Annotated in this window: 11 protein-coding genes; 2 read left to right on the plus strand and 9 right to left on the minus strand. The window is 58.7% G+C overall.

Going from position 1 to position 22,625, the window contains the following annotated elements:
* Positions 1-24 precede the first annotated feature (24 nt).
* Positions 25-1,200, minus strand: coding sequence for an aminotransferase class I/II-fold pyridoxal phosphate-dependent enzyme (locus HDF16_RS19300; protein WP_184220377.1), 1,176 nt, complete (start codon positions 1,198-1,200; stop codon positions 25-27).
* A 333-nt stretch (positions 1,201-1,533) separates the two neighbouring features.
* Between HDF16_RS19300 and HDF16_RS19305 the strand changes: the two genes are divergently transcribed.
* Both HDF16_RS19305 and HDF16_RS19310 read left to right on the plus strand, forming a co-directional pair.
* Positions 1,534-3,744 carry a bifunctional rhamnulose-1-phosphate aldolase/short-chain dehydrogenase gene (locus tag HDF16_RS19305; protein WP_184220380.1) on the plus strand — a complete coding sequence of 737 codons (2,211 nt, stop codon included), beginning with the start codon at positions 1,534-1,536 and terminating at the stop codon, positions 3,742-3,744.
* Positions 3,741-5,183, plus strand: a complete 1,443-nt coding sequence (locus HDF16_RS19310; RefSeq protein WP_184220385.1) for a rhamnulokinase — start codon at positions 3,741-3,743, stop codon at positions 5,181-5,183. The genes HDF16_RS19305 and HDF16_RS19310 overlap by 4 nt, the downstream gene beginning before the upstream one ends.
* Before the next feature lie 3 nt (positions 5,184-5,186).
* On the opposite strand, the gene HDF16_RS19315 is transcribed toward HDF16_RS19310, so the two are convergent.
* From HDF16_RS19315 to HDF16_RS19350, 8 genes are all read right to left on the minus strand, one after another.
* Complete coding sequence (locus HDF16_RS19315) at positions 5,187-6,623, minus strand: arabinose isomerase (protein ID WP_184220388.1); 1,437 nt, start codon at positions 6,621-6,623, stop codon at positions 5,187-5,189.
* 12 nt (positions 6,624-6,635) lie between these two features.
* Positions 6,636-7,826: a tetratricopeptide repeat protein gene (locus HDF16_RS19320; protein WP_184220391.1), complete on the minus strand. Its 1,191-nt coding sequence runs from the start codon at positions 7,824-7,826 to the stop codon at positions 6,636-6,638.
* A 17-nt stretch (positions 7,827-7,843) separates the two neighbouring features.
* Positions 7,844-11,254, minus strand: a complete 3,411-nt coding sequence (locus tag HDF16_RS19325) for a glycosyl hydrolase (protein WP_184220394.1) — start codon at positions 11,252-11,254, stop codon at positions 7,844-7,846.
* Between the two features lie 30 nt (positions 11,255-11,284).
* Complete coding sequence (locus tag HDF16_RS19330; RefSeq protein ID WP_184220397.1) at positions 11,285-14,569, minus strand: alpha-L-rhamnosidase; 3,285 nt, start codon at positions 14,567-14,569, stop codon at positions 11,285-11,287.
* 114 nt (positions 14,570-14,683) lie between these two features.
* Entirely contained in the window at positions 14,684-16,204 is a 1,521-nt protein-coding gene (locus tag HDF16_RS19335; protein WP_221312897.1) for a glycosyl hydrolase family 39, read from the minus strand.
* Positions 16,205-16,285: 81 nt separating this feature from the next.
* Positions 16,286-19,822, minus strand: a complete 3,537-nt coding sequence (locus tag HDF16_RS19340) for a TonB-dependent receptor (protein ID WP_184220400.1) — start codon at positions 19,820-19,822, stop codon at positions 16,286-16,288.
* Between the two features lie 366 nt (positions 19,823-20,188).
* Positions 20,189-21,277, minus strand: a complete 1,089-nt coding sequence (locus HDF16_RS19345) for a substrate-binding domain-containing protein (RefSeq protein WP_184220402.1) — start codon at positions 21,275-21,277, stop codon at positions 20,189-20,191.
* An 80-nt stretch (positions 21,278-21,357) separates the two neighbouring features.
* Complete coding sequence (locus tag HDF16_RS19350; RefSeq protein WP_184220405.1) at positions 21,358-22,563, minus strand: TIM barrel protein; 1,206 nt, start codon at positions 22,561-22,563, stop codon at positions 21,358-21,360.
* Positions 22,564-22,625: the final 62 nt, after the last annotated feature.

Here is a 22,625-nt window from a genome sequence, read left to right on the forward strand (position 1 = left end):
CGCCGTTTCTACGCTTCTGTTCAATCAATTCCCGAAGATCGCTTCGAAAGCATTCTCAAAATCTGCGATCAGGTCCTTTGGGGACTCCAGCCCGACCGAAAGACGGATCAGGCGGTCGGAGACACCGAGGCGCGCCCGCAGCTCCGGGGTGAGGTCGCAGTGCGAGGCCGTTGCGGGATTTGTGATCAGCGTTTCCACGCTGCCGAGGCTCTCGGCGCAGGTGCAGAGCTTCAACGCCTTCATGAAGAGCAGCGACTCCGCAGTCGTCGCGTTGAGTTCGAACGACAGCATCCCACCGAAGGCGGACTGCTGCTTCACCGCGAGCGCCTTCTGCGGGAAGGAGTCGAGACCGGGATAGTTCACGTGCGCGACGCGAGGGTGCTGCTCGAGCCAGAGGGCGATCTCGCCAGCGTGGGCGCAGTGCATGGCGAGTCGGGCAGGCAAAGTCTTAACGCCCTGGATGGTGAGCCAGGCATCGAACGGCGCTTGAATCGTTCCGATGGACTTGCGGACCAGGCGAAGGCGCTCCACCAGCTTCTCGTCATGCGTCGCCAGTGAGCCGCCGATGGTGGCGTTGTGACCGTCGATGTATTTGGTCGTCGACAGCATGGAGATGTCCGCGCCGAGGGCCAGGCAGTTCTGGATGAGAGGCGTGAGGAAGGTGTTGTCCACCGCGAGCTTCAGGTTCTCGTGGGCGTGCGCAATGTCAGCGAGGCCCTTCACATCGGATAGCCGCAACGTGGGATTGGCTGGGGTCTCGGCAAAGATGAGGCGCGTCTGGGGCCGGATCGCCGCTGCGACGGCGGGGAGATCAGCGGTATCGACGAACGTGTAGTCGATGCCGAAGTTTCCCAGCACCTGCTCGAAGAGCCGCGTCGTGCCGCCGTAGATCACTTCGGAGAGAAGTACATGGTCGCCAGCGCGCAACATGGCGAGGCAGAGGGTGCTGATCGCGGCCATGCCGGAGCGGAAGCAGAGCGCGGAGTTGGAGCCTTCAATGGCGGCGATCGACTGCTCGAGGGCGTTGACGGTGGGGTTGGCCCCGCGCGAGTAGCCGTAGCCCTTGGTCACACCGACACTCTCGTGGATGTAGGTCGCCGTCTGGTGAATGGGGAAAAGGATCGAGTTCGACTGGCTCTCGTAGCTGCGATTGGAGTGAATGACGAGAGTGGATGGCTGAAAATCAGGGCGGTCGGACACAGGGTTCTCCTTGCTTATGGCTGGGCGGAAAAAGACGCACGTCGCAGACGATTTCGGATAGCCCCAGACGGCCGCTCAGAGAAGGAGGCGTTCTGCCTGCCTTACTCCGGCTTGGTGCCGCCCGGGGCGCGCATGGCCATAAGGATTCGGGTGGTGCGGGAAAGATTTGTCATCAACAATCGGACTAGCGCTCCGTACTATAAGACTAATTTTACTACCGTCTTCTGAGGTCTCCGCTGGGCTCTTCCTCGACCTCAAGTATCCGTACAGAAACATTTGCTCTATTGGTCTCGGTATGGAATGATGGTCACGTTTCGAAACGATGAGGATAAGATGTCGACCACAAAAGCAACGCTGAAGTTTCTTGAAGACAAGTGGGACGAAGCGACCGCGGCAACGCTCGACGGCGCGGAACTTCTACGCTACCGCAGCAACCTGCTCGGCTCCGACCTGCGGATTACCAACTTCGGCGGAGGCAACACCAGCTCGAAGCTGGACGAGATCGACCCTGTCACGGGAGAGACGGTCAAGGTGCTTTGGGTGAAGGGTTCGGGTGGTGACCTGGGCAGCATCAAGCGCAGCGGGTTGGCGACGCTGTACCTGGACCGCCTGCTGGCTCTCGAGAAGCAGTACAGGGGCGTCGCGGAAGAAGATGCGATGGTCGCGCTGTATCCGCTGGTCACGTTCAACAACAATCCTACGGCTGCTTCGATCGACACTCCGCTGCATGGCTTTCTGCCCTTTGCGCACGTCGATCACCTTCATCCGGACTGGGGCATCGCGCTTGCGGCCTCCGCCAACGGCAAGCAGAAGATGGAAGAGTTCAACGCGGAGTTCTGCCACAAACTCGCATGGCTGCCGTGGCAGCGCCCGGGCTTCGAGTTGGGCATGATGCTGAGGCAGATTGTCGAGGAGACACCGGGATGCGACGGGGTTGTACTCGGCGGGCACGGACTCTTCACCTGGGGCGATACGCAGCGGGAGAGCTACCTCAGCACCATCACCATCATCGACCAGATCGGCCAGTTCATCGAGCGCCATGCCTTGACCGCAGGCCACAAGCACTTTGGCGGCGCGAAGTTCGAGTCACACAGCGAGCGCGAGAAGGTTGCCGCTGAAGTGATGCCTTACCTGCGTGGTGCTGTTTCGCGTAAGCAGCGCTGGATTGGCAGTTTCACCGACGCACAGAGCGTGCTTGATTTTGTGAACTCGCATAGCGCGGAGCAGCTGGCTCATCTTGGCACAAGCTGCCCGGACCACTTCATCCGCACCAAGATCCGGCCAATGTTTCTGAAGTGGGACCCGGCCACAGATCCGAAGGCGATCCCTGCGATCATCGAGAGCTCGCTTGAGACTTATCGCGCCGAATACTCGGCCTACTACGCGAAGCACGCGCTGCCGGACAGCCCGAAGCTGCGTGATGCGAGTCCCACTGTCGTCCTGTTGCCGGGCGTGGGCATGTTCACCTTCGGCAAGAATAAGACTGAGGCGCGGCTCACAGGGGAGTTCTACATCAATGCGATTGGCGTGATGCAGGGGGCGGGCGCTCTGGGCGCGGGCGTGAACTGCACGGACATTCCGCAGGCTGGCCCTGCAGCATCGGCGGACCAGTTCTCTGTCTATCAAAACTACGTAGCGCTACCGCCAAGCGAGGCATTTCGCATCGAGTACTGGGCGCTCGAAGAAGCGAAGATTCGCCGGCAGCCGCCGGAGAAGCAGCTTAGCCGCCAGGTTGCGCTGATCGTCGGCGGCGGCAGTGGTATCGGCGCACAGGTTGCGTTGATCGCTGCCGAACGCGGAGCCCACGTGATGATCGCCGACCGCGATGTAGAAGGCGCGAAACGTGTAGCCGAAGAGTGCAAGGCCATCGCTGGCAAGGAGGTCATCGGTCATACCTCGATCGACATCCGCGACCGTGTGGCGATCAAAGCCGCGCTTACCGCGACCATCAAGCAGTTCGGCGGTCTAGACATCCTCATCAATACGGCGGCGCTCTTCCCTTCCTCGCCTGATGGAGTGGTCAGCGATGCGCAGTGGGGAGTGACGCTTGAGGTCAACGTGACGGCCAACTACCTGCTGGTTGACGAAGCGAAGAAGTTCTTCGATGCAGAGGGTCTCGATGGCAGCATCGTGCTCACCAGCTCTGCCAATGCGGTCGTCGCGAAACGAGGCTCGGAGGCCTATGACGTATCGAAGGCAGCTTTGAGCCATCTCGTGCGCGAACTCGCCGTGAGCATGAGTCCGAAGGTACGCGTGAACGGTATCAGTCCGGCCACTGTAGTGAAGGAGTCGACGATGTTTCCGCGCGACCGCGTGAAGGCATCGCTCGCGAAGTACAACATCCCCTTCGAGGAATCGGGAACGGACGATGAGCTTCGCAATGCGCTGGCACTCTTCTATGCAAAGCGCACGCTGACGCACACGCCCATCGATCCCAAGGACTGCGCGGAGGCCATTATGTACCTCGCTGGTCCGCTGGCTCGTTGCACCACGGGCCATCTCATCCCGGTCGATGGCGGCCTGATCGAGGCCTATCTGCGATGAGCCCTGCGCCAACAGACAGGCGCGCTCTTGTAGCGGTCGATCTTGGCGCGGAGAGCTGCCGTGTCAGCCTGCTTCGCTGGTCTGATGGCAAAGCAGAGATTCAGCTTGTGCATCGATTCCTGAACGGTCCGATCGAACGCGAGACTGGGCTGCATTGGCCGCTCGCGAAGATCATCGATGGTGTCGAAGAGGGTCTGCGCAAGTGTGCGCCACTCGCGCCAGAGGGAGTGCGTTCCATTGCGATCGATGGCTGGGCGGTCGACTATGTCCGGCTCGATGAGAACGGGCAGGCGCTTGCCGAACCATTCTGCTATCGCGACGAACGTAACGTACGTGCCGAGGTGGAGTTGCACAAGCGCATCTCTGCGCTGCGTATGCGCGAGATCACCGGGATCGAGCAATTGCCGCTCAACACGCTCTACCAACTCTATGCGGACCGGTTGAGCGGTACACCAGAGGCTCGCTGGCTGAACCTGCCCGAGTACTTGCTGGCACGCTGGGGTGCAGAGCCTGTCGCCGAGTTTACGAACGCGACGCACACACAACTGGTTGATATGGATTCGCGCAACTGGAGCCGCGAGATTTTTCGCGAGGCTGGTCTCAACATCGAGCTCGCGGCAAAGATCGTTCCGCCAGGAACCTTGCTCGGCAAGCTACAGGGACCGTTGGCACAGCTACCTGTCTTTGCTGATACGGAACTGATCGCGCCAGCATGCCACGATACGGCATCTGCTATCGCCGGCATCCCCGCGGCCGGGGACGACTGGGCCTACATCAGTTCGGGGACATGGTCGCTCGTAGGCACGGTTACGAGCCTTCCCGTCGATGGCCCCAATGTTCGCGAAGACTCGTTCAGCAATCTTGGCGGAGTGGGCAACATGAACTGCTTCCACAAAAATGTGAACGGCATGTGGCTGATGAAGCAGTGTCAAAATGCGTGGGCGGCGCTAGGTCACGAGCCTTCTATCTCCGACCTGCTTCATGATGCGGAGCACGAGCCAGTGCCGCAGATGCTGCTCGACGTGGACGAGCCTGATCTGCTTCGCGTGGGCGAGATGCCGCAACGGATCAATCGCCAGCTTGTTGCCAAAGGCTCGCAGCCGCTCGATGAAGCACCCACCAACGCGCCTGCCTTCACGGCGCTGATCATGCACAGCCTCGCGCGCCGTTACGCCGAGACGCTCACACGGATCCAGAAACACACCGGCAAAGTGATCAGGCGCATCTACATCGTCGGCGGCGGCTCGCAGAATACGTTTCTCAACCGCCTTACGGCAGAGGCTACTGGCTTCGCCGTTCATCGCGGCTCGCCGGAGAGCTCGACGATTGGAAACTTCGCCGTGCAACTTGCAACGCTCGAGAGCGAGTTACCCGCATCATCGATGGAGTTCGCTCACGCTGTGCGCGAGTGGAGCCTGCATCTCAATCCGCCGTCTTAACCGTCAGCAAATCTGCACCGCATTCATCCCCAGCAAGCTCGCAACTTTCTTGAGCTTCGCTGCTCCATGGCCGGTGCCGATCGCGCAGTGATGCGCTGGACCATGGGAGTTCCACGTCTCCGCAAAACCGCGCGCGCCAAGGCTGAAGCGATATCGGCTGTTGGTGTTGCCGATCTGCAGGATCGGGCCCGGGACGCTCTCACCTTCAGCGATCAGCAGCATGAATCCGCGCTCACGGTCTTCCACGATTGATAACAGAGTGACCGGCCCATGCTTCACAGACATCTCGACCGACAGGCCTGAGCCGACCTTGCCGTGATAGACGCTGAGCGGACGAACCTTGATCTTGTCCTGAGCGATGCCGATATGACCCGGGCCATCGTGTCCCATGAGGACCACATCTTCGTTGAAGTCCATCGCGTAGTACTCCGTGAAGGATCCGCCCATACCGAGCAGGTCCATGATCTTCATCGCGATAACGTTCTTCACCTCATACTCCCCCGCGACAGGAATGCCTTTGCCCGTCAGCATCGAGGTGCCAAGGATGATGGAACTCATGGTCGATTCGTTTTCTGGAACTCCACTGCCCATGTAGTAGTAGGCCAGCAGGCCAAGGTCCTTCTCCGCGACCAGGCGATCGAGAGCGACGGAGGTGCGCGCCGACCGCGCTAACTCCTCGCCACTGCAGTCATCGCCGACGGTGAAGAATTCGCGGAAGGCATTGATCTTCCGTGCGACCGCACTGACGTCCACGTCATTCCGCAGGGCTGTAAGCTCATCCACTTCGATCATCTCTATGTGCAGATCAAAGCGGCCACTGACCTGTGCCAGGTCGGTCGCAATATCAAGCATGCCGCCATAGTAGTGGCCCATCAAGCCGAGGCGGCTGTGGGCGAGCGTATGTACGACCTCTGCTGCGCGCAACCAGTCATCGAGGTCACGCCAACACTGCGGATCGTCGTGCAGCATGCCCGTGACCTGGATAAAGGAGATCTCAAGACGGCGCAGCACGTTCGCAATCTCCGGTACCGGGCAGGAGCTGCAGTAGGCAAGCCAATCGCCGGTCATCGCGGTGCGGTCTTGCATTGCGTTGAAGCGGTCATAGTCGATGGCGGCAGCGGGCTGCAGGTTCAGCAGGACCACGGGAACCTTAGACCGTTTGATAAGAGGCAGTACCGTCGATGACAGAGCGTATGTCGTCACATAGACCAGAAGTATGTCGATGTCTTCGCGACGACATCGGTGTGATGCTTCGAGTGCTTTCTCTGGGCTGTCCACGAGGCCGAGGTTCACGATGATTCGTGATGTAGTGCTGATGAGTTGTTCGACCTCGCCGACGTAGCCGACCAGCCTCTGTTCAAGCCCCGCAAACTGGCTCCAGTAGGCCTCAAGCCCGATCCCAGCGAGGCCCACTCGAAGCTGTCGATACTCAGTGCGCATCCGTGCCTCCTTCTATTGTGTTGCTGAGGGTTCGAGCTCCTGCCGCGTCACATCTCGCGGCGAAGCTTGCTGCGCGAGGGTTTGTCCACGCAGGGCTTGGAAGCGAGCAAGAGCATCCTTCGCTTCCGCTGTATGGCCAAGCGTGCGCTGCACCTGTGAAAGCCGGTACCACGTCGCTTCATCGTCGGGATCATGCTGGCTTGCGCTGGTCAGATAAGGGAGTGCCTCGGCCGGTCGCTGCAGGGTCGCGAGCACGGTGCCCAGGCCAAGCTCCGCCTCTGGAAAATCCGGATACACCTTGAGCGCTGCAGCGAAGAAAGTTCGTGCGGGCTCTGCTTCTCCGGCGATGCGATGAAGTTCACCTAGTTCGTAGAGCGCGCTGGCGTTCTGGCGATCAATCTTCAACTCGGCCTGAAACTCATCCATCGCATGATCGAGATCGCCGGAGCGATGCGAGTCTCGCGCGCTGGCACGATACGCGCGACCGATGCGGTAATGTATGCCAGCGCGGTTCGGATCGATGGCGAGGATGGCGCGGTACTCGGCTATGGCGGCATCGTGCGCGCCCGCTGCCTCCTGGGCCTCGGCCTGGGCCTGGTGTCGCCAGGTAGAGTTGGGGGCGACCTCCACCAGCTTCTGCACGGTGAGGTACGCGAAGCTGCCGAAGATTCTTTCGTTGTGATACAGAATCTCAGGGTCGTTTGGGAACTGTTTCTGCAGCGCAAGCGCGACCTCAACCGCATCTGCTTCACGATGCACGCCCATGTAAGCACGTTCGAGCTCGAGGCCGCTGATGCGCTTGACCTGCGGATTGTCGGCTTCTTTATATGTCGCTTCCAATGCTGGCAACGCCTCTTCGAAGTGGCCAAGCTCCGTGAGGGACATCGCGATAAGGCCATCGAGGCCCGGCAGCGACGGCTTCAGGCGTCGCGCCTCGTTCAACTCCCGAAGAGCTTCGGGAAAGAACTTCTGTTGAAATTCAATCGCACCGAGCGAGGCATGAACCTCTGCAATTGTGGGGGCAAGTTTCGCGAGCTTCTCGTAGTCCGAGCGCGCCTCATCCATGCGACCCGCAAGCATGGCCTTCTGCGCAGTCGCGTAGAGGCGTTCGACCTCTGTTTGAGGCGTTGCCTGTGCGGTTTCGAAACTCGCAGTCAAGAAGGAGACGACGGCCAGAAATATCAAACGACGCGCGATACTCACCTTCACCATTCCTTCCATCAGGAAGCGCCGCCCGGCTCCTTCCGCAGGATCTGCACCGGCCCGATCAATCCCGACGGAACCAGTTTAGAGGAAGCCTTATAGGGATTGTGCGTGGTGAAGGTGTACTTTGTGGCGGCGTCAGGTTGGGCATCGCCGATCAACCGGTTCACCCATAGATTCGCGACACGGACCTCGATGGTGTTCTTACCAGGCTTCAGTGCCTTCGATACCTCGACACGGTATGGAGCCTTCCACAAGATGCCGAGCGACTCACCGTTCACCTTCACCTCGGCTAGACTCGCGACGTCGCCTAGATCGAGCCAAAGCCCTTCGCCGTGTTGGAACCACGTAGTCGGCGCTTCAATAGTCTTGATATAGGTGACGTGGCCGGAGAAGTAACGGATGCCTTTGTCGGAGCTTTCACTCAGCGAAGTCAATTCAGGCAACTCCGCCTGTGCGGGTGCGCCGCGGCCAGTCTCGAACTGTACACTCCACGGGCCGGAAACCGGAGCGAGAACTGCATTGTGCATTGGTGGCAGCTGTACGGATGTTTGATGCGACGGCTTGCGGAAGACGACGAAGGCCGTCTCGTAAGGCTCAAGCTGCAGCGGCACGGATGTGGTGCCGTTCGCAATCGTGTAGGAGGCGGCTTCGGACTTGCCCGTGTCCGCATGCCATATCTCCGCAGCGCGGCCGGTGACACGGAAGTTCGCGGTCACGCTCTGCTTGCGATCTCTGCGGTTGTCGACGTAGTAGATGTCGGTGTCAGCCACCTTGCGGTGAACGAACAAGACTTCGGAATCTGCATCCGGCATGGAGTAGCTGAAGTCCTGCGCGACGGATGCTGCCTTCAAGGCATCGACCACAGGCATGCCGTGAATCACGCGGCCCTTGCCGTAGGTTCCACTCGCGTTCCATATCTCGGACGCGATGGAGTGGAACTGCGCAGCATCGTCCGCGAGGCTCGGTGTACCGACTGGCTGCTCTCCGATAACAACTGCGCCGTCCTTCACCAACTGCTGGATCGAGCGAAGCACGGGCAGGGACATATGGCTGCTATAAGGATCGAGGACGAGCACTTGATAGCTCATGCCACTCTTCGTCGTCAGCGAGCCATCCTTTATTTTTAACTCGTGGATCAGTGCGTCGGCGTTGATGTAGTCGAAGGCATAGCCCTTTGGCACGTCAGGCGACTTCGCTCCGAAGATGGCAGTCAGGTTCGAATCCTCGCCGTAGAAGTAGACGATGTCCGCAACGAAGTGTCCCTGCTGCAACATCCATGAACCACGAGAGAGATAGGTCATCCACGGTTCTGCCTGCTCCGCCCAAATCTCGTTGCGGTTGAACCATTGGCCGAAGGGCCCGAGCGTCAATCCAGGCGCTTTGCCTACGAGCGGTTGATGGGCGGATTCATGAATGACGAAGCGGTTGAGACCGTTCGCGAGCTCCTTATCCGCAGTTGGCTTCAGCGTCGCCGGAGACCATCCCCACGGATTGCTTGCGGCCGTAAGCGATTCAGCGGCGACAAGATTCTGGCCATAGATATGAGCGACGGATGCCGACTCGCGCACATCGGCGTTGTAGCCGTACTGCTCCGCGTTCACGCCCGGCTGCTGCGTCCACGTAGCCGACATGGGAACATCGTCGGCTTTTTTCATCTCCATGCCATCGCCAATCGTGGCGCGACCTTCTTCATGCGACTCGCCATACTGCCCCATGCCGCGTTCATGCAGGATCGAGGCGATGGTACCGTAGTGGTTCTCTGCGAGCAGGTCGGCGATGGTCTTGCGAACGTCCCAGAGGAAGCGGTCGCTCTCCTCCGCGCTGCCGATGATTCGGCCAGCCATGACGGGCAGCCAGGGACGAGGGTCGTAGCCGCGTCGGCGCGTGAACTCTGCGACCATCTGATCGGTCCAGTTCTGCGTGCCTGCCTCCCAACTATCGGTGATGACATACTTCAAGCCGCGCTTGCCCATCATCCCGGCAGTCGCGTCTTTATAGTTGTCGAGATAGTGGTTGAAGTATTCGGTCACATCTTGTTTGCTCAGCTTGTCTACTTCCGGCCCCGTCGCTTCAGGCGGAGCGGGATGATTAGTGATGCCGGTGAGAGAATAGCCCATGCGCAAGACCGTCCAGTGGCCCGCAGGCGGTGTCCAATCGAGGGTTCCGTCGGGCTTCACCTTCGAGGTGAGATCAACGACGTCGGACTTCGCGATCGCGGATGTATCGTCAAGCGAGCTTGTCGCAAAGGCGTAGAGGTCTGGCGTTGCGGCGAAGGCGGCCTTCTCTTCGAATCGGTTGACGCGAGCATCGGTGTGGAGTTCCAGCTCTGCGATCTCATGCGTTGTGGGCGGTGGGGCCATCGCCACTCCCAATTCGCCCATATCAATCGGCAGCGTGGCGACTGCGGGCTTCTCTGTGAATACAAGCCGGAAGTAACGGGCAGACTTTGCAGGGAACGACATCGTATGCTGCACCGCGCCGAACGTCGGAAGGCGGACCACTGGGGTGAAGGTTGTGCCATCATCGCTCGACTCCAGCACCGGGCCATCGTTCGTCTCCGTGCCGAAGAGAGCGAGCGGATCGCGCGGGCCACCCGCTGCATACGTGACCGCTCGAATCGCCGTGAGCTTGCCGAAGTCGAACTGAATCCACGAATTCTGCCCCGGAGCCGCCATGGGAATGCCGGTGGAGTGATTGAGGTCGCCATCCCATAGAAGCTCCGCGTTCGTTACACTTCCCCCATTCCCGGTGACGATCGGCTTCATCTCGCTCATGGAGTGAGCATCAGCGGGCTCACGGAACGCGATCACTGCGACGTCAGAGGAATAGTCCACCGCCTTGGGCGAGTCTGCGCCTCCCATCATGCCCATCAGGTCCTGCTGAGCGAGATTACCGAAAGGGCCGGTCTCGGAAGGCACCGGCGGCAGTACGCCGTGAAATGCCGTGCCGCCTTCAATGTGGGTCTCGCTCCATACCAGCTTCTTCATCGCCTGCGCGGGCTTTACCCACGGGCCGCCGCTCTCACTCCAACCAGGCGAACCCGCGACAGCCATCTCAAAGCCTAGCGAGTCGCCCTTCTTGATCGCGTGGAGGAAGGCCTCCTTCCACTCTGGCGTCATGTAGATGAGGCGCTTGTCTACGACCTTCGGAGTGTTCAATGCAGCGTCGAAGTTCTGAAATCCGGCGATGCCGACGCGGTGCATCCACTCGAGATCGAGGTCGATGCCTTCGTTCGTGATATTGCCGTTCATCCAATGCCACCAGACGCGCGGGCGGGACGAGGCGGGCGGAGTTTGGAAACCCTGCTCGAGCGATGGCGTCGTTGCAGCCTGCTGCCCGAAACTCTTCGTTACTATACCGTTTGCGAGAACGGCTGCAAGTGCAAGCGTCGTTGTAAGCCGATGGATATTGGTCGATGTCGTCATTGTCTCTCGATGTGGTTTCTCGGTCTTCCGTTATTTTGTGGCGGCTGCAGATGTGGATGCTTGCGCGAGCTTCGCCTTGAAGCTGTAGTTTCCCGCGGCGAGTTCATAGACGCCGTCGCCCATCGCGTGAACCTTCGCGGACTGGCCAATCAACTCACCATTGAGCGTGAAGGCAGTCGCGTTCGTGCTGATTACTGGCAGTTGCGCCGTCGTGTTCGGAGGGATCGTGAGCTCCCACGCGACTTGATCTCCAGCGATCTTCCACGAAGACTTCACAGGCCCGTAGGGCGATTGATAGGTGAAGTCAAGATGACCGAGACGAGCGTCGAAGTTGGGATGAAGCGCTATGGTGTGGAAGCCCGCATCGTTGCTCACCGTGTCGATGCCTGCTGCATAGCGATACATCCATTCAGCGACGGCTCCGTAGGCATAGTGGTTGTAGGAGTTCATGCTAGGGTCGTTGCGCATCGTGTCGCCGTTCCAGCGCTCCCACGTTGTGGTTGCGCCATGATCGATGAGATAGCCCCAGGATGGATAATCCTTGTTTAAGAGCAAGCGGTAGGCAACATCGCTGTGGCCGGTGTCGGAGAGCACCTCCAACAGATACGGCGTTCCAAGGAATCCAGTGCCCAGAAGCCAGTGGTTCTCTTCGATCTTTTTGACCAGCTTCGCGGCCGCCGCTGAACGGAGTTCTTCCGGCATTAGACGCATGTGCAGCGCGAGGACATAGCCGGTCTGCGTCTCGATCACGCGATTCTTATCGGTTGAAACATCCGTGCCCGCCATCGTCGGCGGAGGAATGCTCGGATAAGCATCATTCGCGCCGACGAAGCCATCGCTGTGAATGTAGGCCTTCTGAAATGCGGTCTTGATCTTGGCAAACATCGCGGCATATTGCTCAGCCTCTGCGGTCCGCTTGGTCGCGAGGGCCATGTCGCGCATCATCGAGACGTCATAGGCCCAGTACGCTGTGGCTACCAGGTCTTCTGGCGTGGTGATCGTCGGGGTGAGCCAGTCGCCAAAGGCCGCGCCGAATCCGTTGCGCCACAGAAAATCCGGATTTCCCTTTTCGATGGCGGTGAGGTACTTCACCATGCCGTCCCAGTTTTCATCGATGATCTTCGGGTTGCCACTCTGAATCCATCCCGTCCAGGGAACGATCACGCCGGCATCGCTCCAAGCCGCGCCGTAACCGGGATTTGGCGTGCTCGTGCCCGGCGCAAAGATGCCATACATCGGCGAGCTTGCCTGGGTACCCTGGAGGTCAGAGGCATACTTTTGGCTGAAGGTGGTCAGATCCATGTTGAATGCGGCCGTGCGCCAGAAGACCTGTGCGTCAGCGCTCCATCCGAGGCGTTCATCGCGCTGCGGGCAATCTGTGGGTACGCCTACAAAATTTGACCGCTGTCCCCACAGCACATTGCTCCACAGCTTGTTGACCATGGTGTCGCCGGTTGCGAATTCTGTCGTGAACGGCGCGGCGGTATGGAGGACGGCGACTTTCACCGTGTCGAGCGTCGGCATCACATCGACGCCTGTGATCTCGAGATAGCGGAAGCCGTGATAAGTGAACTGCGGTTGCCACGTCTCGGGCTTGCCTGTGCCCGCAAGAATGAAGTGGTCCGTGGCCTTTGCGGTGCGAAGGTTCTCGGTGTACATCGTGCCGTCTTCGTTCAGCACCTCAGCAAAGCGCAGTCGAATATTCTGCCCGCGCTTGCCTGCGATCATGAGCTTCGGAACGGCGCTCATGTTCTGGCCGAAGTCGTAGATGTACACACCGGGCGCAGGATTGGTGATCGCTTTCGCCGTCATCACACTTTCTTCGCGAATGGGCTGAAAGTATTGCGAGACGATCTTCGGCTCATGCGGGTTGACTAGTGTTACCGACTTCCAGGTTGAGTCAGCGAAGCTGGCTGTGTCCCAGCCAGTCTTGAAGAGGCGTGCATCGTAGGTCTCGCCGTCGTAGATCTCGGCAAAGGCGGTCGGCGATGTCTCGGCCTTCCACAACTCATCCGTAGCGATCCATTCGACGGAGCCGTCCGTGTGCTCGACACGCAGTTGCGCCTTGATGGCGGGCTGCGTTGTGCCATAGTTATTGCCCTGCCGGAACCACATCAGCGGCGTGCTGTACCAGCCCGGCGCAAGGTACGCCGCAATCGCGTTCTTGCCTTGCTTTACCTGCTTCGTAACGTCGTAGACCTGGTAGGGAACGTGTTCGCGAAAGTCCATCCATCCCGGAGCGAGCACCTGGTCGCCGACGACTTCGCCGTTCAGATGAAATTTATAGGCCCCCATCGCAGTGGCATAGAGACGTGCCGAGGCGATTGGCTTGCGTTCATCAAATGTGCGACGAAGTGCTGACACCGGCCCTGCGGGCCAGGGGAGTCCTTGCGTTGTTGCACCGAACTGATCTGAATGCGGGGCGTAGGCTTCGGCCGGGGCCCATGTTGCATCGTTGAATTCGGCGGCGTACCAGTTCCCTTTCTGATCCAGGCTCGCCTTCCATCCGGGACTTGCCGATGAGAGTAGCTCCGTCGTTCCGTCTTTGTAGACGAGATAGAGGCACATGCTCATGGGCGTCTGTGTGTCTGCCGCTCCCATCGCCCTCGATGAGACGTTGAAATGTGTCACCTCAACCGCGACGACGTTCTTTCCGTCACTCAGGTCTGTCGTCACGTCCTGCATCTCGTAGGTGCCCCACGGTGTCTGCTTCCACTTGGGCAGCGTGCCCGCCACGCGCACCTGCTTGCCATTCACCCATGCGGCGGTAGCGTCCTCGCCTGTGGTGTAGAGATCGGCGCGAGCCACGGTCTTTGCCGGTGAGAATTGAAAACGGTACTCATGATGTGTGTCCCCGCTTGCGGAGTAGTTCGATACCTTCGCGTTAGTGATCCACGGAGCGCCCGAATTTCGGAGAGCATGAAGCTCATCCGGCTCATGGCCGATCCACATCGCCTTCCAGTTCGAGGCATCCATCAAGCCGGTCTCCCACCAGCTCGCATCGCTAACCGGATAAGGCTTGCCATCTTTATCCCAGACCTGCACGCGCCAGAAATAACGGTGAGAAGGCTGCAGCGCTGGGCCGCCGTAGGGTATACCCGCTGACTGCGATGACGCTATCTTGCCCGAGTCCCACACGTCTGCCTTACCGCTTGCCGACGTCGATACCGTGACTTCATAGGCCGTCTGCATCGCTCCCTGACGGCTATCGATAAGGCGCCACGACAAAACTGGTGCAGATGTATCAATCCCAAGTGGCTCGAGAAGCGAGTCGCAGCGCAGCCCGGCAGGCTTCGCTGCGTTGACTGCTGCCATGGCCGCGCTCGGAATTCCCCATGCGGAAGCGATGCAAATAACAGTCCCTACAAAACGACTTACTCTTACCGCAGATTCCATGTGTTCCTCTTGAACTTGTTGTATTGCTCAATTTCAGCGGTAGGTTACGACAGCGACTTCAAAAGGCTGCAGCTTTAGAGTGTGCCCTGTGACCTTCTCCGTAGACGCAGGCCCGTCGCCGGTTGAAGGTGCCACCAGCGTGACCGAAGCTCCGTCTGCATCGGCAGGCAATGCCGCATCTACCTCGCGATTCTTACGGTTCAAGATGAGCAACTTCTTCCCTGTTGCGGTCGCGAACGCCTGTACAGCATAGTCTCCGCTTGAGCTCGTCGTCTCGACGAGCTTGTCGCCTGGGCCAAAGTTATCCTTTAGCAGTTTCAGAACCCAATAGCGGGCATTCGGCTCACCGGTCTCGTAATTTATCTCGCTCACGCTTGGGAATTGCGAGCGATATCCAACTAGCTGCGACTCGCCAAGGACATCGATGCCCATCAGCGAGGTCTGCATATAGATGTAGGCGTACATGGAGCCCGCGAGATTCCAGTAGCCCGCTGGCTCCGGCTTCGCGACATAGCCCGGCGTGCTGATCTCCTTGCCATCCTCGGACAGAATTACACCAAGCTCGTTGAGGTCAGTCTTCACCGAAGGGTTGTAGCGCTTGCGGATCGTCTCGATATAGCGCGTGGTTGCGAGAAATCCGTTGGCCTGATCGAAGAAGGTGTACTGCCAGTTGTCGATCGTCTGGTCCGGTCCAGGGGTCGCATAAAAGTGATAGGTGATGAAGTCGATCGGGGTGCCGGGCTTATGGTGCGCCGGGTTCAGGAAGTATTCGACCATCTCCGGGCCGGAGCCAACGCTCGGCTGGGCCAGCGCCATGGCCATAAACTTGATGTCGGGATCGACCTTGCGCATGGCGGCCGTCACCGAGTCGTAGAAACGCGTGTACATCTCCGGCGACCAGTGATGCTCGAACTCGATCTCGTTCAGCACCTCCCAGTAGGCGACTTTGTAGTGATGACCGGACTCGTGCCGCTTGCCAAACTCGTCTGTGAATCCGCCCTTTGTGTACCACGCTAACAGTCGCGCAAAGTATTCCGAGACCTCCTTCATCGAAGGATCACGCAGCTCCGTGCCCTGCGTGTAGTTCCAGAAGACCTGGTTCGGATCGTCAGGGTAAGTGACCGGCTTATCGGTCTTCCACATCCATGCGGGAATCGTGCTGAAGTTCAGCACGACGCTATGGCCTTCGGTCGCCTTCATGAAGTCATCGAGGGTCGTATCTATGTGGGAGAAGTCCCAGGATGTCTTGCCGTCTGAAGGCGGGTCGAGTTCAGCGACCGCCTGGCGCGGATAGGGCAGCCACGGAACGTAGCGCACATAGTCCGCGCCGAGATCGTGGAGCGCCTTGAATGCGCCGTCATGAAGCTTTGCGCCACGGAGCAGCATCGGGTTCACGACCACTTGTAGAGTCGGCGTGGACTTCGAAGTGATGAGTGTCTGATTCCAGTCCACCTTCACTTCCTCGGAAGGTGCCTGCGCTCTCATCGTCCCCACACCCAACACCACAATTGCCGCGACGCTCGCGGCAAGAAGCTGCACTTTCGTTTGGATCATCTTGTACCTTCGCTCCTCTTCACAAGAAGAATCAGGGGGAGCCAGTATCACTCTCCCCCTGAGGTGGGAAACTGCTCGTTATTAGAACGTAAGCTTTGCGCCCAATTGCAGCACCCTTCCGGGTCTAGCTGAGACTACCTGCCCGAAGTTTGCGTTGGTAGCACTGCCCACATCGTTCACGTTTCGGTCGACTGCGCCGGTGCCTGGTCCTGATGCCGCAGCTGTAGGCGAACTTGGGTCGACACCGTATTGCGCATGGTTGAAGGTGTTGAACGTCTCCGCCCGGAGTTGGAAATTAATCCGGTCGTGCACGGCGAAGTTCTTGAGAAGGCCGATATCGAAGTTGTTGATGCCGGGGTCACGCAGAATGTTTCTACCGCTCGACCCGAAGACTCCAGCCAGCGGCTGCGAGAACGAACCGGTGTTGAACCACTTGTTCAGGCTCTTCGTGAATCCGCTGTTGGCTGGACCGTTGATGTTTGCCCGCTGATTATAGGCCGACAAAAGCCCATAGGTATCGTTGCCGAGCACGGAGAACGGAAAGCCCTTCTGGAAGGTTGCAATACTCGTCAGCTCCCAGCCGCCGATTGCTGCATCGGCAGCGCGATTGATCTTGTTCGCGTAGCGCTTGCCTTGTCCGAATGGCAGGTTGTAGACGAAGCTTGCAACAAATCGCTGGCCTACATCGAAGTCCGAACGCGCATAATCGCGCGAAGGGTTCCGATCGTCCAGGTGGCCTGCGAAACCGTTTGTTGCTCCGATTCCAGCCGCAGCCGACTTGTCGTCCATGCTCTTCGAGTAGGTGTATACCAGTACCGCTGCCAGGTCGCTCGAACGGCGCTCGAACTTGATGTTCCCAGCGTTGTAGTTGGAGTAGCCGGACCATCGGCTGTCCAGCGTTCCCGTAGTGTTCGTGAAGTTTGGCAGCGGCCGACGTACGGCCGGGTTGCAACTCGGGTCGTTGCCCTGACTTGAGTTGCACAGCGCGACGTTTGGAACCGGTAGCGGTTCGTTGATGTTGACGCGGTCCAAGAGGTGGGTTCCCTTGTTCCCGATGTAGTTCACTTCAAGCGTCGTATTCGGCGCGAGTTCGTGTTGTACCGACAGCGTGTACTGCTGAACGTAAGGATTGATGGGATTCTCCGAGATGATGACCGCGACAAACTGTCCTCCGTCTGTCGCCACGCTTACAGGGTGCAGAGCAGCGGTCGCAGGAAAGAGGTTGTCCGTACTCTTCGGCACACCTGGAGCGGTAACAGGGTTGATGTTTGTACGAACGACATAGGGATACAGGTCGCCCGAGTCGTCGATCTCGCGCGTCTCGGTCGAATCGAAGTACAGACCATAGCCACCGCGAACGACAGTCTTGTTATCGCCAAACGGACGGTAGGCAAATCCGATACGCGGAGCAAATGGCAGCTTCGCCGCATCCCGCGGATTATTCCGACCGCAATAACGATAGAACCCGTTGCCCGCCGGCGCAACGCCATCCGTTAGCAGCTTCGGATTCGCAAAGCAAAGGCCACCCTGTGCGTTTGCTTTATCGATCCAGAACAGCTTGTTGTCTGTTTCTGTAGGAATTGTGCGGAAGTCATACCGCAAGCCCAGGTTCAATGTGAGATTGCTTGTCACCTTCCAGTCGTCCTGCACATACGGTGCGAAGTACTTGAAGTGGAACTGATTCAGATTGCCTGGCGTCGACCCCGTGCTGAACGGTCCCGGCTGGAAGGTGCTTGCCCCCGAGTAGTAACCAAGCAGGAAGTCTGCCGTCGCATTGCCCGTGCCGCAATAGGCCGTCGTGCATGGGTTTGTTGCATTCTGTGTTGTTCCGTCGGAAGTGCCGCCGTTCGTCAGAATCGTGCCGCTGGCGAAGCTATAGGAACCAAGGAAGTTTGATGACAGGTCACGCTTCTGGATCCAGCTTCTGTAGTCAAAGCCAATGCTGAGCGTGTGCCGTCCGTGGATCGACGTGAACGAATCAGCGATCTCATACTGAGGAATATCGCTGGTCGTTGGATCGTTGCCCGGACTGCCCACGGATGCGGGTCCGCCGCCGATGGAGACGTTCGGATATCCGCGCGCATAGTCCGGAAGGTTGGTGAAGATTCCGGTTAGACCCAGCGCATCCACAGCAGAAGCCGGTGCCGGGCTTACTCCCTGGATCGACTTCGCTGAGAGGTTTCCATACCGGAAATTGTTTACGTTGTTCTGACCCAGGCTGATCGTATGGTTGATCTGCCAGCTCACCGAGTTTTCAGTAAATACATTCAATCCGAAGGGTACGGAAACCGTTCCCGCGCTGTTGTTCAGGTACTGCGCCCGCGTATACCGTCCGAAGACAGAACCATACTTCTTCAGGTTCTGATCAAGGCGGTAGGTCTGCTGGTCCGTGCTGTTGGCCAACACGGTACGAAGTACATATCCGTTCGTCACGCCGGGCTCATTTGGAGCCGGAAACAAGTTGGCCCCAAGGGTTACCTTCGCGATATTGGAGAACCTGGTCGCTGGAATCGAATCGTTCAAAAAGGGCAGACCGGTCGTGGGATCTATGGGCTGACAAGCGTTGCCAGCCTTCAAGGCCGCAGTACACGCGTCCGATCCATAGGCGGGTAGACCTGACCCCGCGAAATTACCGGTCAGTTGCGCGGGGTCTGGCACAAACTGATTTGTTGGGCTGGTTCCCGCCTTGATCCGCGCGCCTTCATAGTTCGCCAGGAAGAATGTCTTGTCGTGACCGTTGAAGATCTTCGGGATAAGCACGGGGCCGGACAGCACGAACCCAAACTGATTCTGGCGCAACACCGGCTTCAGTGCCTGAAAGTGGGTGCTGGCGTCGAAGGCGTCGTTCCGATTGAACTCGAAGAGAGATCCATGAAACTGGTTCGTACCGCTCTTGCTGACGATGTTCACCTGGTTCGCACTGAAGCCAAACTCCGCCGAGTAGGTCTCGCTCTGTACCTTGAACTCCTGGATTGCGTCCTGAGACAGGATCACCGCAGGCGTGCTCAACGCCGTGTCCGTGTTCACGATGCCGTCGAGCGTGTAGTTATTCGACTCTGGACGAGCTCCGCTGATGCTGATTGCATTGCCCTCACCGCCGCGCATCTGGCCCTGCTCGCCAACCGTCTGGACCGCGCCGGCACCGATGAAGAGCAGGTTGAGGAAGTTGCGGCCATTGAGCGGCAGCTGATTCACCTGCTTCTCGCTCACAAGCTGCGAGATTGCAGCGCTGTCGGTATCAAGCTGAGCGCCGCCCGATGCCTCGACAGTGACCGTCTCTATCGCTCCGCCCAATTTCAATGCCGCGTCGACACGTTCCTGCTGCGCGACGACCAGACCGACCGAGCTGACCTTGGAGCCAAATCCCGAAGCCTCGATCGTCACTTTGTACGAACCCGGCTGTAGTCCAGGGGCGGTGTATTCGCCATCCTGATTGGTGATCACGACGTGATCAATGCCTGTGGCCGTGTTTAGGATCGTCACCTTGGCGCCTGCGATCGAGGCGCCTCCGGAGTCCTCCACGTGGCCCAGGATTGTTCCCGTGGATGCCGCCTGGCCGAATGCGAGCATCGAACTCGCGATCAGAACGGCGAGTGTAAGGAAATTGCGAAGCTTCATAAAACCTCCGAAGAATTCGTACTTGAAACTGTTTCTCTTTGCTGTAGAGAAAACAGTGGGCTTCCATAAACCCGCGTCCGTTTAGCGCATGCAAACTGGCTCTTGAGTTTCGCCGGAAACAATACACAGGGCATACAGCACTGTCAACATAATGAAATTGATTGCGTATTGGAACGCTACTAAATCGAACCAGCAATTTGCCGGCAGTGCCGCGACACGGTTCGCCCCAGCGAATAGACCATTGTTTGTCATAGGTCAGACAGCAGGAAGGGCGAGACCAAAAGTCTCGCCCTTCCTGTCCGATCCGGCGCATTTTTTAGGTTCGTCCAGGGGCTTCACTAACTGAACGTGCTGCCATCGTTATCGCTATTCGGGCGGCAGATTTTCGCGCGTTACAAGGCGATGCGAGACGTAGTTGTACGGCGCGGCGGTCTGACCACGCAGCAGAGACAGGCCAAGGTGAATGAGTCGTTCGCCATAGGAGTTTGCCTCATGCGAGACAGAGCCGATGAAGGGCGAACTCGGCTTGCGAATCTCGTCCTCGGCCTCCGGAATGCAGTCTTGTCCGACAATCGCGACATGGCGCTCACGCTTCAGTTCGCGCACGGCATCGAGCGCTCCAAGGGCGCTCGTGTCTGTGGCGGCACCGATCAGGATATGTTTATCTTTTGAATGCCGCTGTAGGAATCCCGCCACCAGTTTGCGGCTGTGTTCGCGCATGCCACGCCCGTCGATCCGCACAAAGCACTCCACGGGAAGCTCCGGGATGCTCTCGCGCACGCCTTCAAACACGCCTGTGATCCTGCTCTGTACGAGCTGCCCCGCTTCGGCCAGGTCGAGACCAAGCACCCAGTCAGCGCGGCCGGACCACTTGTGCGCCGCATGCGCCGCCAGCGCTTCACCAGCTTCTACGCCCGCGCGGTAGTTATCCACGCCGAAGTACGTGGCGTGCGGGTGAGGGATATCCACAGCGATCAGCGGGATATTCGCTGCCGCGATCTTGTCCGCGATGATGGGCGCCACACTCTGCTCCACCTGAAATTCGATGATCAGGTCAACGCCCTTCTCAACAAACTGCTCGGCATTCTTGATTGCGGTCGGCCCGTGGTAGCTGTTGTCGAGAATCACCAGGTCTACGCCGCTGGCTGCGGCGGCGAGCTTTAGACTCGCCGTGACGGCGTTCGAAAACGGCATCTCCGTGCTCTGGCTGCCGAAGCCGAAGCGTACCTTGCGCGGCCGCGAGACGTGGCGATAGAGGCCGTCCTGAGACTGCGAAACGTATCCACGATGCACGAATGTCTTGAGGATGCGGTAGACCGTAGTCTTCGAGATCTTCGTCTTGCGGTAGATCGCCTCCAGCGATATCTGCTGGTTTTCCAGCTGCAGCAGTTCAAGTATGTCGAGGGCTTTAGAGAGTACCGGAATCAGATAAAGCCGCTTCGTTGTCTTTCGCATGTCCGCTCCCGTGCGTTTCAATACAGACATAGGCTACACGGAGTGAGCGCAATCGACATGTTGATCTCTGCGATACATCCTTATGCGTAGCTGCTGATACTCGCCGAGTTGCGGGCTCCACGTTCCTCCGTTATTCGTTCGATGTAGCCGCTCTGCGCGAGCGCATGGAGAGGATTTGCGGGAAGCTTCCGCGCTTCACGCCATTCGTTCACGATAGGGCGAACGTCCTGCCAGAATGCATCGCGGAAACACTCTTCTGCTTCCACTAGGCGACAGGTGTCCTGTAGTTCCGCTAGCTTTTCGTGATCGACGAGCGAGGCCTTGGCGAATAGTTCCTGAGCGGTGCAGACCGTCTGTACCATCGCCTCAACTTTGCCTTTCAGGTTGTGGCTCTGGTCGATCATGAATGCGATTGCGCTTCGGTCCTCGACGCGGACACTGAGAATTTCGTGAAATATCCGAAAGACCTGGTAGGGGTCAATTGAACCGATTGTGAGGTCATCATCGGCGTACTTCCTGTCGTTGAAGTGAAACCCGCCAAGGGCGTTCAGATGCAGCAGCCACGCCACGATCTGCTCAATGTTCGTTCCCTGAAGATGATGGCCGGTGTCGACCAGCACCTTGGCTTTCGGCCCCGCGCGACGCGCGAGTTCAAGCGCCATGCCCCAGTCCGCGATGTCGGTGTGATAGAAAGCGGGCTCAAAAGGTTTGTATTCGACCAGCATCCTCTGGTCGGGGCCAAGGGCTTCGTGCGTGCTTGCCAGCACTTCCTCCATCCACTCGATGCGGCGGCGAATGCTCTGTGTGCCGGGATAATTCGAGCCATCGGAGATCCAGAGCGAGACATCGCGCGAGTTAAGCGCCTGTCCAATCTCCACCGATGCAAGCAGGTGAGAGAGTGCTTTGCCGCGGATCTCGACGCTAGGGTTGCAGATGGACCCAAACTTGTATTCCTGATCCTGAAAGACGTTAGGGTTGATCGATCCCGACCGAATACCCGTTTTCTGCTCCAGTTGCTGAATCTTCGGGACGTCGGCTGTCCCATTCGGGAGGTCCCATAAGACATGCAGCGCAAGATTCGAAACTACGCCGGTCAGGGCATGGACCTGCGCAGCGTCGGCGAACTTCTCTTCAATCGAAGTCGCTGCGGCAGGCTGAGAGAATTTGCCGAAGCGCGTTCCTGTGTTGGCGAATCCCCATGACGGAATTTCGATGCGGAAATCATCCAGTGCCTTCCAGATCTTTTGCCGATGCTGCTCTGTCCGGCTTCCTTCCTCTAACGCCATCGCCCAACCTCCGAATTCCTAAAGAAGAAGAACCTACCTATTGGAATTTCATCTAGCCTCGT

It is taken from the genome of Granulicella aggregans (assembly GCF_014203275.1).
Lineage (GTDB): Bacteria > Acidobacteriota > Terriglobia > Terriglobales > Acidobacteriaceae > Edaphobacter.